At 59.0% G+C, this 14,024-nt stretch carries 13 protein-coding genes; 11 read left to right on the top strand and 2 right to left on the bottom strand.

The features are described from left to right. Nucleotides 1-8 precede the first annotated feature (8 nt). A complete protein-coding gene (locus JNM28_06125) occupies nt 9-434 on the bottom strand; it encodes a hypothetical protein (GenBank protein MBL8068005.1) in 426 nt (141 codons plus the stop codon). On the opposite strand from JNM28_06125, the gene purL reads away from it, so the two are divergent. From purL to JNM28_06165, 8 genes are all read left to right on the top strand, one after another. Beyond that, nucleotides 433-2,682, top strand: coding sequence for a phosphoribosylformylglycinamidine synthase subunit PurL (gene purL / locus JNM28_06130; protein ID MBL8068006.1), 2,250 nt, complete (start codon nt 433-435; stop codon nt 2,680-2,682). The two genes, JNM28_06125 and purL, sit on opposite strands and share 2 nt — an antisense overlap. A gap of 49 nt (nt 2,683-2,731) precedes the next feature. Further along, on the top strand, nt 2,732-4,735 hold the full coding sequence (locus JNM28_06135) for a tetratricopeptide repeat protein (protein ID MBL8068007.1): 2,004 nt from the start codon (nt 2,732-2,734) through the stop codon (nt 4,733-4,735). Next, complete coding sequence (locus JNM28_06140) at nt 4,735-5,586, top strand: NAD(+)/NADH kinase (GenBank protein ID MBL8068008.1); 852 nt, start codon at nt 4,735-4,737, stop codon at nt 5,584-5,586. Before JNM28_06135 ends, JNM28_06140 begins: the two co-directional genes overlap by 1 nt. Beyond that, nucleotides 5,562-6,494: an ABC transporter ATP-binding protein gene (locus JNM28_06145; GenBank protein ID MBL8068009.1), complete on the top strand. Its 933-nt coding sequence runs from the start codon at nt 5,562-5,564 to the stop codon at nt 6,492-6,494. Before JNM28_06140 ends, JNM28_06145 begins: the two co-directional genes overlap by 25 nt. 63 nt (nt 6,495-6,557) lie before the next feature. Then, nucleotides 6,558-7,247, top strand: coding sequence for a phosphate signaling complex protein PhoU (gene phoU, locus JNM28_06150; GenBank protein ID MBL8068010.1), 690 nt, complete (start codon nt 6,558-6,560; stop codon nt 7,245-7,247). A gap of 44 nt (nt 7,248-7,291) precedes the next feature. Then, the gene (locus JNM28_06155) at nt 7,292-7,711 is read left to right on the top strand and encodes a hypothetical protein (GenBank protein ID MBL8068011.1); all 420 of its coding nucleotides are present in this window, start codon (nt 7,292-7,294) and stop codon (nt 7,709-7,711) included. Nucleotides 7,712-7,732: 21 nt separating this feature from the next. Continuing rightward, nucleotides 7,733-8,599 carry an ABC transporter permease gene (locus JNM28_06160; protein MBL8068012.1) on the top strand — a complete coding sequence of 289 codons (867 nt, stop codon included), beginning with the start codon at nt 7,733-7,735 and terminating at the stop codon, nt 8,597-8,599. Then, nucleotides 8,596-9,336: an ABC transporter ATP-binding protein gene (locus JNM28_06165; GenBank protein ID MBL8068013.1), complete on the top strand. Its 741-nt coding sequence runs from the start codon at nt 8,596-8,598 to the stop codon at nt 9,334-9,336. Before JNM28_06160 ends, JNM28_06165 begins: the two co-directional genes overlap by 4 nt. Here the strand turns inward: JNM28_06165 and JNM28_06170 are convergent. Next, entirely contained in the window at nt 9,333-10,235 is a 903-nt protein-coding gene (locus JNM28_06170; GenBank protein MBL8068014.1) for a glycosyltransferase family 2 protein, read from the bottom strand. The genes JNM28_06165 and JNM28_06170 overlap by 4 nt on opposite strands. A 73-nt stretch (nt 10,236-10,308) precedes the next feature. Between JNM28_06170 and mqnC the strand changes: the two genes are divergently transcribed. The 3 genes from mqnC (at nt 10,309) to JNM28_06185 (ending at nt 14,021) form a co-directional block, all read left to right on the top strand. Next, nucleotides 10,309-11,400, top strand: a complete 1,092-nt coding sequence (gene mqnC, locus JNM28_06175; protein MBL8068015.1) for a dehypoxanthine futalosine cyclase — start codon at nt 10,309-10,311, stop codon at nt 11,398-11,400. Between the two features lie 67 nt (nt 11,401-11,467). Further along, on the top strand, nt 11,468-12,826 hold the full coding sequence (locus JNM28_06180; protein ID MBL8068016.1) for an MHS family MFS transporter: 1,359 nt from the start codon (nt 11,468-11,470) through the stop codon (nt 12,824-12,826). Nucleotides 12,827-12,881: 55 nt separating this feature from the next. Next, nucleotides 12,882-14,021 (top strand): hypothetical protein, encoded by a 1,140-nt coding sequence (locus JNM28_06185; protein MBL8068017.1) that lies wholly within the window; start codon nt 12,882-12,884, stop codon nt 14,019-14,021. Nucleotides 14,022-14,024: the final 3 nt, after the last annotated feature.

Here is a 14,024-nt window from a genome sequence, read left to right on the forward strand (position 1 = left end):
GGTTGCGGCTATTTGGGCTCCTGCTTCTGCAAGAGGATGGATTCCGAACCAAACCGGTAGCCGGTGAGCCGGATGGTCCCCGCGGACTGCATGGTCGCGGTCACTGGAGTTTGGGCGTCGCGGATTTCAGCCGGTTCGTTTTCAATGGGTTTGCCGAGGATTTTGGTGATCGTCAGGGTCGCATCCGCGCCCTGGACGGAGTACCGGCCTTCATAGGGCATGCCGGCGACGAACAGGGCAAATGTCCGGTCCTGCTTGAAGGACAGTTTCACCATTCGCAAGGTGCCGGCGATCACCGGGTCTTTCGCCGCTTCCGCGTCTGAGACCAGGGTTTTGTCCTCACCTTTCCACTCGCCGACCCATTTGGGTGTCGGATCCGGCGAGCAGCAAGCGACCCCGGCCAAAATCATCGCCAGCGGTAAGATTTTGGCCATGGCGGCAATGGCTCCGGATGTATACCGGTCGATGGGGTTGAGGGATTCCGAGTTCGAACGCATTGTCGGCCTGATGGGTCGCGAACCTAGTTTGACAGAAACCGGGATGTTCGCCGTCATGTGGAGCGAACACTGCGGTTATAAATACTCCCGCCCAATCCTTCGGTATTTTGCGGAATACAAAAAAGCCATGGATGGGGCGGGGTTGGAAAATGCCGGCATCGTCGAGATCGGGGACGGTTTGGGAATCGCCATGAAAGTGGAATCGCACAACCACCCCAGTGCGGTGGAACCCTACCAGGGCGCGGCGACTGGTGTGGGCGGAATTATCCGGGATATCTTCACCATGGGCGCACGACCCATTGCCTGCCTGAACAGCCTGCGGTTTGGCCCGTTGGAAGGGGATGGGGAGGCTGCCAAACGGAACCGTTACCTCTTCGACGGGGTCGTGAGGGGGATCGCCGGATACGGCAATTGCGTTGGCGTCCCGACGGTTGGCGGGGAAGTCTCGTTTCATCCGCGGTTCAACGGTCGGCCGCTTGTCAACGCCATGTGCATCGGGATCGTCGAATGCGACAAGGTCGCAACGGCAGGGGCAGAAGGTGTCGGCAACCCGGTCATCTACCTTGGATCAGCAACTGGGAAAGACGGGATCCACGGCGCGACGTTTGCCAGTGAGGAATTGGGGGAAGATAACCATGCCAAGCGACCAAATGTCCAAATCGGCGACCCATTTGCCGAGAAACAACTGATTGAAGCGACGCTCGAAGCGTTGCAGACCGGAGCCGTCCAGTCGATCCAAGACATGGGGGCGGCCGGGCTGACTTGCTCAACGATCGAAATGAGTGCAAAAGGCGGGGTGGGCATGGAGATCGACCTCGACCTCGTCCCCATGCGGGAAAGCGACATGAGCGGCTACGAGCTGATGCTGAGCGAGAGCCAAGAGAGGATGCTTGCCGTGGCTCACCATGGGCGGGAGCAAGAGGTCATCCGCGTTTTTGAAAAGTGGGGTGTCCACGCCAGGGTGATCGGCCATGTGACCGGCACCGGCCGGGTTGTGGTCCGCCGGCATGGTGAAATCGTCGCCGACGTAGAGGCCGTCCATTTGGCGGATATGTGCCCAACCTACACCATCGAGGGAATTGAGCCGGATCATTGCCGCACCGCCAAGGCGTTCGACATCTCCCAAATCCCCGTCCCGGGAGATTTGGGCGCAACCCTTGTGGAACTCGCCGGTTGGCCAGACCTTGCGGACAAGTCTTGGGTGTTCGGGCAATATGACTTCCAAGTGCAAACCCAGACCGCCCTTTGCCCTGGCGACGGCGATGCGGCCGTCTTGGCCCCCCGGGGAACGGCAAAGGGTCTCGCCGTTAAAATCGACGGCAATGGGCATTGGGTGCGCCAAAGCCCTTATGCCGGTGGGCAACTCGCCGTTTGCGAGGCCGCCCGGAATGTCGCCTGCGTTGGGGGAGTCCCAGCCGCCGCTACCGACGGATTGAACTACGGGTCGCCCGAAGATCCCGGCATCTATTGGACATTTGACCAAAGCGTCAAGGGGATCGCCGACGCATGCGAGGCGCTGGGAACCCCGGTTGTCAGCGGCAATGTCAGTTTCTATAACCACGGGGATCTGGGCGAGGTCTTGCCGACCCCGATGATCGGGATGCTCGGCATCTTGCCGGATGCGTCAAAGCGGTGCGGCTCAAAAGTCCACGGGCCGGGGGGCACCCTGTGCCTTCTGAGTTACACGCACCCCGAGGTGCCCCAACAGGGATTGGGGGCTTCTGCTTACCTGCGCGCCGTGCATGGGATTGAAGACGGCATCCCCGTCCCGCCGGTGCCCGCGTTGGAAAAGGTGCTCTGCCACACGCTCGCCGGCTGGATCAACCAAGGGCTCGTGGAAGCCGCCCACGACGTGAGCGAAGGGGGGTTGGGGTTCTGCGTGGCAGAAATGGTCGCAATCCCGGGATTTGGGGCCGAGATCGAATTGCCGAACCCCTACGGTTTCACCCGTTGCGACGCTTTGCTCTACGCAGAATTGCCAGGTTTTGTCGTGATTGCCGTCAAACCGGAGAACATCGGCCATCTTAGGGCCGCCTTACCATCGGATTTGAATCTAGCCGAACTGGGGCCGATCACGGATGGGGTGTTAAGATTCCGATACAATGGCGACGTGGTTGCGGAGACTGGCGCAAAGCAGTTTGCGATTCGGCACGCATCTTGCCTAGACGGATTGGTGCAGAGATAGCCGCGGGAGCCTGAGGGCGACCCCGACTGGGCGAAGAGGAATTATCGACATGAAATACACACGCTTGTGGATCATGGCCATGGTGGCTGGGATGGCGGTTTGCACATTCGCCGACTTGGCTCCGGCCTTTCAAATCGCCGAGGCGGGGAACCTCGCCGAAGGGGCTTTGCAGCAAACGCCTGACAAACTTCCCGCAGAAAATGTGGACGGCACAAAGGCCAACACCAAAACGCACAACGCCGCCGCAAAAATCATCAAGGAATTCAATGATGCTTCACAAGCAGACCTGATGGGGGCGGCCGTCCAGGCATTGGCCAAGTTCGAAGAACTCCATACCCAAGACCCCGTCTATCTACCCGCGATGACCTGGATCGGTTATTTGGCCACCGTCACGGGCAACCAAGTGCGATCCATCGAAGTTTTGGAAGCCATCCGGGGCAAGAGCAGCGACCAGAAGGTCAACTTGATGAACCTGCGCAACCTTTGCGCCGCCTATTACGCAACCCAGGATTACCGAAAGGCGGCTGGCGCCCTCGTCGAACTCGATTCGCAAGAACCAGGCAACCCGACGACCTTGTCGCTCCTTGGCAGCTCCTATGTGTTGGACAAGGATTACCGCAGCGCCATCGCACCTCTCGAATCGGCCGCCGGATACCTGGCAAACGATCCCGATTCCCTCCGCAATGTGCGGGTTGACCTTGGCATCTGCTACGCCCGCACAAACCAACAGGAAAATGCGATGGGCCTGTTTGATTCCATGTTGGACGATGGGGGGCTCACGGCGACCCAGTTGGGGTGGATGGGTTACATCTACCTGGAAAACAAGAAATACGGCCAAGCCATCAACGCGTTGGAACGCGCCAACAAGATGGATCCGACCAACGCCACGGTGGTCAACAACCTGGCAACGGCCTATATCGAGCGAGGCCAATCCGGTGACGAGGCAAAGGCGGTCAGCCTGTTCGAGACTTTGGCTGGAATGTCTTCTGGCAACCCGGTCGCCGACTACAACGTCGGCACCATTTATTTGAAGAAGGGCGAATATGCCAAGGCCAAGACCTACCTCTCCCGGGCGGCCAAAAGCAATGACCCTTATGCCCTCAACAATCTGGGCATGGCGCACGAAGGGCTCAAAGAAGACAAAGAGGCCCTGGCCGCGTACGCCAAGGCTAGCGACCTCCGGCCGGATGTCGTGGTCTTCTCCCGCAATGCCGGATTTGCCGCTGTCCGCGTCAAAGACGACAACTCTGCCGTCAAGTACCTTTCCCGAGCCTCGGCATCGGATAAATCTGCCGAAGTGCTGATCCCGCTGGCCGGCGTTTATAGCCGAACGGGACAAGGAACCAAGGCTCTTGATATCTGGACGATGCCGGAAGTGCGCGAAAAGCTGAAGGGGGACGCCGACTATTGGTTCAACCTTGGGTTGGCCCACGCCGGTGCCGGTCAGATGAAAGAAGCCGCAGCTGCCTACCGCCAAAGCCTGCTGATCAAGCCGGGCAACGGCGCGGTCCTCAACAATTTGGGCGCCCTTTTGTGGGATAGCGGGGACTACGCGGGCGCAAGGGATGCTTTTGAAAGGCAATCCAAGTTAGAGCCGGAAAACGAAACCGCCAAAATGAACATCGCTGCCTGCTACGTCAAAGAAGGCAACATCGATGGCGCAGTGGCGATTTGGCGCGATGTCGTCCGGGCCCATCCGGACCGCACCGACGTGCGGTTGGATCTTGCCGACGGGCTTTGGAACACCGGGGATACGCCAGGGGCGCGGTTCCATTACGCCACGGCCCTCAAATCCCAGCCCAACAACCCCCGGGCCTTGAACGGACTTGGGATGTGGGCACTGCTCCAAACCCAAAATGATGAAGCCGAAAGCTATTTCCGCAAAGCGGTTTCCGCCGACCGGAAGTTCATTCCCGCCTACCAAAACCTGGCCATCGTGTTGGAGCGCAAGAACAAATTGGCCGAGGCGGTCAAAACCTTGGAAGCCGCATTAAGCATGGACCCGGACAACGAGGCGGTCAAGCAACACCTTGCTCGGCTAAAATCGCTGTAGTGCGGATCCACACGATTGTCAACTCATTCCGCCCGGATGCTGTCCAAGCTGCCAAAGAGGCGCTGGAGGGGCTCCGGGCGGAGAATATCGAGTTTGGCGCAGACCGCGATTCCGCGTCTTTGCTTGGCGTGCAAGCTATCCCCCCGGAATCGTTGGGGGATGCGGATCTCATGGTTTCCTTCGGCGGCGATGGCACGTTGATCCGGGCCGCCCACCTGTGCGCGGAGCACGGGACTCCGATCCTGGGGGTCTACTTTGGACGGTTTGGGTTCGTCACCCAATGCATGCCCAGCGAAGTGGGGGCCGCCCTGAGCGCATTCTTAGACGGTCAGGCCCAGATCGAAGAGCGGATGATGGTGCAGACAGAGTTGCTGCGGGGGGATCGCAGCGTGGCCACCCTCCATTCGCTAAATGAAGCGGTCGTGCAACGTTCGGCGACCACCCGGATCCTGACCTTTGACGTCAAGTTGGATGGAGTCCGGCTCAGCCGTTACCCGGCCGACGGCGTCATGGTCAGTACACCGACGGGTTCCACCGCCTATAGCCTGAGCGCGGGCGGCCCGATCATCGACCCGTCCGTCGGTGCTCTCTTGATCACGGCGATCATGCCGCACACGTTGAGCGCCCGGCCGCTTGTCGCGCGCGATTCAGCGGTCATCGACATCCACATCGAAACCCGGGGGGATGCCGTCCTTAGCTGTGATGGGCAAAGCCGCTTGCACTTGTTGAGCGGCGATGCCGTCCGCATCACAAAATCTCCGCGCGTCACCCGGCTTGTCAGTGTGGATGAGCATGACTTTATGAGTAAGCTCGCCAACCGGTTCCAATGGAGCAAAAGCTCGCGACAGTAGCAATTCCCGCCCTCCGCATCTGTGGGGCGGCCGTCGAATTCCCGGTCCCAGGGGGTCGGATCAGGGCGGTCGACGATGTCGATCTAGAGGTGCAGCCGGGAGAGGCGATGGCCGTTGTCGGAGAATCCGGATGTGGCAAAACCACCCTTGCCCGGGCCGTTTTGGGGCTGCAGCCGTTGGCAGACGGGGAAATCCAAGTGGCGGGCCAAACTGTGCAGGGCAACCTGGCTGGCCAAGCCAAGCGGATCGGCATGGTGTGGCAGGACCCGTTCGCCAGCATTGAACCCAAATGGACGGTCCGCAAAATCTTGGAGGAACCTGTGCGGTTGGCGGGGCAACAGGCGGATATCGCCAAAATGATGGAGCAGGTTGGACTCGCCCCGGCACTCGCTGAGCGCTACCCCCATGAACTGAGCGGCGGCCAAAGGCAACGTGCGGCCATTGCCCGCGCCATCGCCCTCCGGCCTCCCCTCGTTATTTGTGACGAACCCACCGCTGCGCTCGACCTCAGCATCCAAGCGCAAATCCTTAACCTGCTCAAGGATCTCAAGGCAGAGACCGGTTGCGCCTTCCTTTACATCACGCACGACTTGCAAACCGTCCGGTACCTCGCCGACCGCGTGGCCGTGATGTACATGGGGCAAATTGTGGAGATCGGGCCGACCGAGGCCGTTTTCACCCACCCCAAACACCCGTACACCCAAGCGCTTTTGGCATCATCGCCAAGCCTGGAAAAACTAGGTCACATCCCCGACGCGCCGCTTGGAGAAATCCCAGAACCGACAGCGCAGATCGCCGGATGCCGGTTTGCCAGCCGGTGTCCTTTTGCCCAAGACGATTGCCAGCAGCCCCTTCCGGGATACGATCTTCCGGACGGCCACCGGGCCCTTTGCATCCACCCCAGGTGACGGCGATCCGGGACTTTCCCGGATCGTTTACCGGCGACTGGTATTGTTGATCTCTTAACAATTATGTCGGAAGGGATTACGCCACGCCGCGCGCTCGACGATGAGCGGAGGTTGATAGAGGTTGAACTGCTCGACATGGTCAACAAGTCAGTTGCCATGTTCAACCTGGCTGTCCGGTCGCTGCACCAACTCGACACAGGGATGGCCCGCCAAGCCTTGGGCCTCGACGACGAGATCGACCGGCTGGACCTTGAAATCGAAAGCAAGTGCCTCGACATCCTGGCGCTCCAGCAACCGATGGGAAGCGACCTGAGGGAAGTCGGCACCTGCCTCAAAATCATCACGGACATCGAGCGGGTCGGCGATTTAAGTGTCGATATCTCCAAAATCACCCTCAAGATTGACAAGGAGCTCGGGCGATCTGATTTTGTTGACCTGCCCCGGCTGGCCGTCGTCGTCACCCGGATGCTCAACGAGAGCGCGCAGATGTTCGCCCGGAAATCGGCCGATGGGCTCGACCAGATCGGCAAACTTGAGGACGAAGTGGACGAGATGTACCGGGAATTCCGTACGCAAACCCAGGAGTTCATGGTTGCCCATCCCGAACAAGTGGTTGCCGCCAGTTGGATGTTACTGGCCTTGCACCATATCGAGCGGGTAGCCGACCATGCGCTCAATATGGCCGAGAGGGTCCACTTCATGGTGACCGGCGAACTCCGGCAGATCGTTCCAGACGACCCAGACCGTGGATAACTCTGCGCCCTCTATCGGCTAGCCTGCGTCTGGAAGTGCATCCGATGGTGCCTTGGTTTATCGCCTATTACGCCTCCCCGATCACTGAGGGGCTCCACATTAGGACGGATTCCGTCCAAGCCCAACGGCAAGTCGGCATTCAAACGGTGGAGGTCACACACACTTCGGGGATCCACGCCCGCGACGGGGACAGGGTCACCATCCAGTATCGGTTCGTGGCCGCGGGCCGCGTTTTGGCCGACGCCGACCTGGTCGGCATGCCTTTCACGTTCACATTGGGGGATGGCACGGTGCCTGACCCCGTCGATGACTGCGCATGGGGTTTGCAGCTTTGGGCGCGGCGCCGCGCCAAAGTGGATGCCGCCCAACTCGGCCCGGGGTTTGCCGCCCGGTGGCCCGACATTCATGGCCAGGTCGAGTTTGAAGTCGTTGTTGTCGGCCTTGTGCGGCCCGGAATGCCCTAGGGCCGAGTAGAATCCCTGCCTATGGTGGAAGACCTCAGGGAGTTGTGGCGGTTCCGCGAACTCCTTTGGGCAATGGTGGAGCGGGACCTCCGCATCCGATACAAGAATTCCGCCCTCGGTTTTTTTTGGAGCCTTCTGAACCCGTTGGTGACCGTGCTGGTGATGTGGGCGGTGTTCACCTTTTTGCTCGGCAACCACACCAAGAGCTACGCAGCCTATATCTTGGCCGCCTATCTCCCATTCTTGTTTTTCAACATGAGCCTCATGGATTCGGCCCAGTCTGTCCTGGGGGCCTTGCCGGTGGTGAAAAAAGTCTACTTCCCCCGGGAGATCATGCCCCTTGCGAGCGTGATTAGCAACTTTGTCAATTTTTTGTTGACATTGGGCGTCTTCCTTGTATTCCTGTTTGGCGTGTGGGCTCTCAGTGGGTTCCAGGTCACCCCATATTCTTGGAAGCTTTTAGCGCTCCCCTTGCTGCTCGTCCCGTTCTTGAGCTTGGTCACCGGGCTCGCCCTGTTGGTCAGCGCCCTCAATGTCTTTTATGAGGATGTCAAATACATCCTCGGCGTTGTCCTCTACCTGATGTTCTTTGTCTGCCCAGTGATGTACTTTAGCGAGACGGTTAAGGCTTCGCTCGGCAAATATGCCAACGGCGACCTCCTCTACATGCTTTATCACCTGAACCCGCTGGCCACCATGCTGACGGCATTCCGCAAAGTCCTTGTGCCAGCGGGGGTGATCGATATCCCGCAAGCCGGCGGACAGGTGCCGCCTGACCCGTTCAACTACCCGATGGTGGCGGTGGCCAGCCTGGTCAGCTTCGCCGTCCTGATCTTCGGCTATTCCGTGTTCAACCGCATGAAGTGGAGGTTTGTCGAACGGCCATGAAATCCGGGGACGCCATTGCCATCAAAGATTTGCGGAAACAGTTCGTGCTCAGCCATTCCGGCGCCGCTTCACTCAAAACAGCCCTGCTTTGGTGGAAGAGGAAAAACATGGAAAAGCTCGAAGTGCTGCGCGGGCTCGACCTCACGATCCGTCATGGCGAATGCGTCGCCCTGGTGGGTAGGAACGGAGCAGGGAAATCAACCTTGCTCAGCCTGATCTCCAGGATCTACAAGCCGACATCGGGCAGCATCGCCGTAGATGGGCGCATCGCCCCCCTTCTCGAACTCGGCGCGGGGTTCCATCCAGACCTCACCGGGCTGGAAAACATCCTCTACAATGGGATGATCCTTGGCCTCACCCGGAAGGAGGCCACGGAACGCACCCCGGCCATCGTGGAGTTTGCCGAATTGCAATCCCATATCGACGCCCCGGTCCGCACTTATTCCAGCGGGATGCAAGCGCGGCTGGGCTTCAGCATCGCCGCCCATGTCGATGCCGATATCTTGATCGTCGACGAGGTTTTGGCGGTCGGGGATTATGCTTTTGAAAAGAAATGTTACGACTACATCGATTCGTTCCGGGCCAAAGGCGGAACGATTTTGTTCGTCAGTCATAACCCAGATTCAGTCCAGCGGGTTGCCGACCGAGTGGTTTGGATTTCTAAAGGTGAAGTTGAGCGGGATGGCCCGGTCGAAGAAGTCCTAGAGGCGTACCTCGCCGCTGGCGATAACCGCTAAGCATCATCAGGCAAAGGTGGCCCGGATATTCCCGTGCCCAATACCCGGAGCCAAAGCCGGGATCCTCTTGGTTTGAGCGCGATCCGGAGAAGGGCCCCGAGACGGTTGACCGCATAGCAAGCCCATTGGGCCGCCAGCCCGTGGTGGATCCGGAAATAGAGCTCCTTGCCGTAGTTGTAGCAGGCGACAGACCACCAGCGGTTTTCTTTGGACGACACGCCCAACTCATGGGTAAAAACCGCCATTGGATCATAGACGATTTTCCCCATGCGGGAGAGCCGGAGGCAAAGTTCGGTGTCTTCACAATAGAGGAAGAACCGCTCATCAAAGCGGGCGACCGGCCTCATCATCAGGCATGCTCCCATCACTTGAGCCACATGGAACGGCCCCCCAGAACCCCCGACCAAGCGCGCTGAAAGGTAGTACGGGTTGAACACCCGGGATTTGGGGAACAGCCGGTAAGTTAATAGCTGCTCGCAGACAACAACCCACAGGGTCAGCCGGCTGCATGCCGATTCTTGCAAGCTGCCGTCGGGGTTGAGCAGCCTCCCGCCGGCGGCGACGACACTGGGGTCTTTGAACGCCTCGGCGAGTTTCGCCACCGCGCCGGGCTCCGGGACGCAATCAGAATTCAACAGAAGGGCAAGATCGCCGGTCATGGCATCTAGCGCCTGGTTGTTGGCCGCGCCAAAACCCCGGTTCCGCGTATTGATGATGAGTTTGACCCCCGGGTGCCTTTCTTTGACCAACTCGACCGTCTTGTCGCGGCTCGCATTGTCCACGACGATCACTTCGTGTGCTTGCCCCTCCAGGGCCTCCAGGGCCGCAAGGACGTGGCCCGCCGTGTTGTAGCTGACCAAGATGACGGAGACTTTCTTAGCGTGTTCTGCTCCGCCCACATCCGGATTATGACCGTTTGGCGAACTTTCAGCCTAAATTGAAAATTCGCGCCGGATCGAGGTGTAGAATCAAATGACGATGGCGGCAACGGTCAGCCCGGGAGTTTCGATCGATTCGATCGCGGAAAAGGTATTTGGGGGTGTGCGCATCACGCCGGAAGATGCGCTGTTCTTGTTCAACCACCCCAACCTCAATGATCTGGCCACCTTGGCCAACCACCGCCGCGAACAAGCGACCGACCCCGATACCGTCACCTACATCGTCGGCAGGATTCTCAACTACACGAACGTGTGTTGGGTGCGTTGCAAATTCTGCGCGTTCTACCGGGTTCCGGGCAATGAGGAAGGCTACACGCTCAGCGAGCAGGAAATCCTCGACAAAGTCCAAGACACCGTGGACAGGGGCGGGGTTGAAATCCTTTTTCAAGGCGGTCTCAACCCCAAGCTTAAGATCGACTACTACGAAGAGATCTTTGGCAAGGTCATGGCCAAATTCCCCGACGTGATTTTGCACGCCCTCAGCCCGGCAGAAATCATCTATATCGCCCACATCAGCAAGCTGACCTTGGAAGACTGCCTTAAGCGGCTTCATGCCGCCGGACTGCATTCAATCCCAGGAGCCGGGGGCGAGATCTTGGTCGACCGCGTCCGCAAAATCATTGCCCCGTACAAAGACACCACCGACGAGTGGCTGGCCTGTATGCGCACCGCTTCAAAGCTTGGCATCAAGAGCACGGCCAGCATGATGTTCGGCCATGTCGAAACTTTGGAAGACCGCGTCGAACACCTTGGGCGGATCCGCGACCTCCAGGACGAGTGCCAACCGTTCCGGGCATTTGTCACTTGGAGCTTCCAACCGGAAGAAACCAATCTGCCCATCCCCCACAAGGCATCTTCGTTCGATTACCTCCGGACGGTCGCGGTCAGCCGCATCTTCCTCGATAATTTTGCCAACATGCAGCTCTCGATCCTCACCCAGGGGCCCCGCATCGCCCAATTGGCGCTGGGTTATGGCGCCAACGATTTTGGGTCGACCATGATCGAAGAAAATGTCGTCAGTGCGGCGGGAAATAAGTTCATTCTAAGTGCCGAAGAATTCGAACGGCTCATCCGAGACGCCGGATACACCCCCAAGCGGCGCAACACCCGGTACGAACTGGTGTAAACCAACACCGGTGATCCCCGCGGGGAATTTTTGACATTTGCCTGGCAAGGGCGGCATACTGCCCCCCATGCCGAGCCCAGCCATGACGGCCGATGAAAAACGCGGCCTCTCCCGGGTGATTGCCGCAAGTTCGGCCGGGACGCTGATTGAGTGGTACGACTTCTACATCTTTGGGTCTCTTGCGGCGACCTTTGGGGCGCATTTCTTTCCCAGTAATGGGGACGAAACGGCGGCACTGCTCAAAGCCTTTGCCACATTTGCCGTTGGGTTTGTGGTTCGGCCGTTCGGCGCGTTCTTTTTCGGGCGGCTAGGGGACTTGGTCGGCCGGAAGTATACGTTTTTGCTCACGCTGCTCCTGATGGGTGGTTCAACGTTTGCAATCGGGATTTTGCCAACCTACGGACAAATCGGGGTAGCTGCAACGGCCTTGCTGGTCCTGCTCCGAGCCGTCCAGGGCCTCGCCCTTGGCGGGGAATATGGCGGGGCTGCAACCTATGTGGCGGAGCATTCCCCGGTCGGGCGCCGGGGATTCTATACGAGTTTCATCCAAACGACCGCAACCCTCGGATTGTTTGTCTCGATCATCGTCATCTTGCTCTGCCGGAACGCCGTCGGCAAAGACGCCTTTGAAGACTGGGGCTGGAGAATCCCCTTCCTCCTCTCGTCCGTGCTGGTGGTTTTTAGCTACCTAATCAGGCGGAATATGGAAGAATCGCCTGAGTTCGCGGAAATGAAGGCGGGCGGCAAGACGAGCAAAAACCCGTTGAAAGAAGCGTTTGGGAACACGGAGAACCTGCGCTGGGTGCTGCTCGCCCTTTTTGGGGCAACAGCGGGGCAGGGGGTGGTTTGGTACACGGCCCAGTTTTATGCCCTTTCGTTCATGCAAGACACACTAAAGGTCGACAAGGGCGTTGCCGGAACTGTCATGTTGGTGGCCCTGGCTTTGGCGACCCCGTTCTTTATCTTGTTCGGTTCACTTTCGGACCGTGTCGGCCGTAAAAAAGTGATGATGGCCGGCATGGTTTTGGGGGCGGTTGGGTTTATCCCGATGTTCAATCTGCTCACCGTGGCGGCCGGCTACGATGCGGCAACAAAGTCGTCATCCAACCCCAACGTCCCGATGCTGGTCGCCGTGGTCTTTGTGATGGTCTTGTTCGTGACCATGGTTTATGGCCCGATAGCCGCTTTCTTGATCGAACTCTTCCCAACCCGCATCCGGTACACATCCATGAGCGTGCCTTACCACATCGGGAACGGCATTTTTGGGGGACTGGTGCCCTTTGTCAGCACCGCCCTTGTCGCCTCTAGTGGGAACCTCTTTGCTGGGCTTTGGTACCCGGTGGGGGTGGCGGCCGCGACATTCGTCATCGGATCCCTATTCCTGAAAGAGCGGGAGCACGAAACCACCGATCCCCTGCCAGGCTAGGCTGGTTTCACGCGAATTTCGCGGTTGGGGCTTAAAGTCACGGCGGAGACCGATGATGTCCAAGACCCGAATACTACGCATTGCGCCCCTCCTTTGCATCGTGGCCCTCATGGCCGGATGTGGAGGGAATGGGAGCGATACCCCTCCGGCTGGAGGCGGCACTTCTGATTACACAGCCGAGATCGCCTTAGGCGGGACAGAGAGTGCCACCCTGACCGTTTCGGTGAGCGGCAACACCGCCACCGGGACGCTTGTCAAAGATTCAACCCGCGGGTTCCCACCGGTTCCCGATGGAACGACGCAACTCAGCGGCACGTTCACCGCCCCCTCGACTTTCCACTTGACGGGCAGCCTGACCGGCGGGGTTCCGATTGAACTCGATGGCACGTTGCCGGGGGATCAGACGGCCGGTAGTTACCAACTCAAATCTGGATCAGACACGCTGACCGGAGGGTTCTTGCCCAAAAAGTTCCCAAAGCCGGCCATCGCGTGGGATCGCCAGACGCTCTCGTTTGAACCCGGGCAAGGCGGAGGGAACTCCCTCATAAAGACGAACTTCCCGACCGGTGGGACAATCAGTTACCGCTATTTCATCGCGGCGCCGGCAGCCTATGTGCGGAACTCGGCAACTCCCCCTGTCACGGGGCAAGACATCGAGATTTCTGACGACCAGGTTTATGTCCAAACCAGCGCGGCCGATTCCGGCAAGCTCAAAACTTATTGCCAGGCCTATTTCACGAAAGATGGTGTCCGGACTTTCCTCGCTCAGGCCTACTTCACGGTCGACTTGGTCGATGTCCAATTCGTCCCGGCCACCTGGTTCGAAGAAATCGGGACAAACCCGCAAGGGAACATCGACTACCACTCATACGGCTGGGATATTCCGCTAGTGGCCGATGCCAAGGAGTATGTCGTTAGCCACTTGAACTACCTGAACGGCTCCGAACTCCTCCGATACCGGATTCATGCTGGGGATATCGACGCAACGGCCAACACTACCACTCCGATCTTTTTCGGGGCGTTCCCGCACAGTTTCCCGCCGGTTATCCCGGTTTCCGAAGAACTCTCGGGGTCAGCCCACACCCAGTTCTTCCGTCGGGGCAACTCGATGCGGATGCTGATCGTGGTCACGGATCCCGGGCTTGAGGGCCCCTATCGGGATCACAACCCGATTTCGGTCAAGGTCTACAAATAACGA

This window comes from Armatimonadota bacterium (assembly GCA_016789105.1).
Lineage (GTDB): Bacteria > Armatimonadota > Fimbriimonadia > Fimbriimonadales > Fimbriimonadaceae > UphvI-Ar2.

Excerpts from the sequence above, each read along its gene's own strand:
- purL (MBL8068006.1), top strand. The coding sequence starts at position 433 with ATGGCGGCAATGGCTCCGGATGTATACCGGTCGATGGGGTTGAGGGAT.
- JNM28_06125 (MBL8068005.1), bottom strand. The coding sequence starts at position 434 with ATGGCCAAAATCTTACCGCTGGCGATGATTTTGGCCGGGGTCGCTTGC.
- JNM28_06135 (MBL8068007.1), top strand. The coding sequence starts at position 2,732 with ATGAAATACACACGCTTGTGGATCATGGCCATGGTGGCTGGGATGGCG.
- JNM28_06145 (MBL8068009.1), top strand. The coding sequence starts at position 5,562 with ATGGAGCAAAAGCTCGCGACAGTAGCAATTCCCGCCCTCCGCATCTGT.
- phoU (MBL8068010.1), top strand. The coding sequence starts at position 6,558 with ATGTCGGAAGGGATTACGCCACGCCGCGCGCTCGACGATGAGCGGAGG.
- JNM28_06155 (MBL8068011.1), top strand. The coding sequence starts at position 7,292 with ATGGTGCCTTGGTTTATCGCCTATTACGCCTCCCCGATCACTGAGGGG.
- JNM28_06160 (MBL8068012.1), top strand. The coding sequence starts at position 7,733 with ATGGTGGAAGACCTCAGGGAGTTGTGGCGGTTCCGCGAACTCCTTTGG.
- JNM28_06165 (MBL8068013.1), top strand. The coding sequence starts at position 8,596 with ATGAAATCCGGGGACGCCATTGCCATCAAAGATTTGCGGAAACAGTTC.
- mqnC (MBL8068015.1), top strand. The coding sequence starts at position 10,309 with ATGACGATGGCGGCAACGGTCAGCCCGGGAGTTTCGATCGATTCGATC.
- JNM28_06180 (MBL8068016.1), top strand. The coding sequence starts at position 11,468 with ATGCCGAGCCCAGCCATGACGGCCGATGAAAAACGCGGCCTCTCCCGG.
- JNM28_06185 (MBL8068017.1), top strand. The coding sequence starts at position 12,882 with ATGTCCAAGACCCGAATACTACGCATTGCGCCCCTCCTTTGCATCGTG.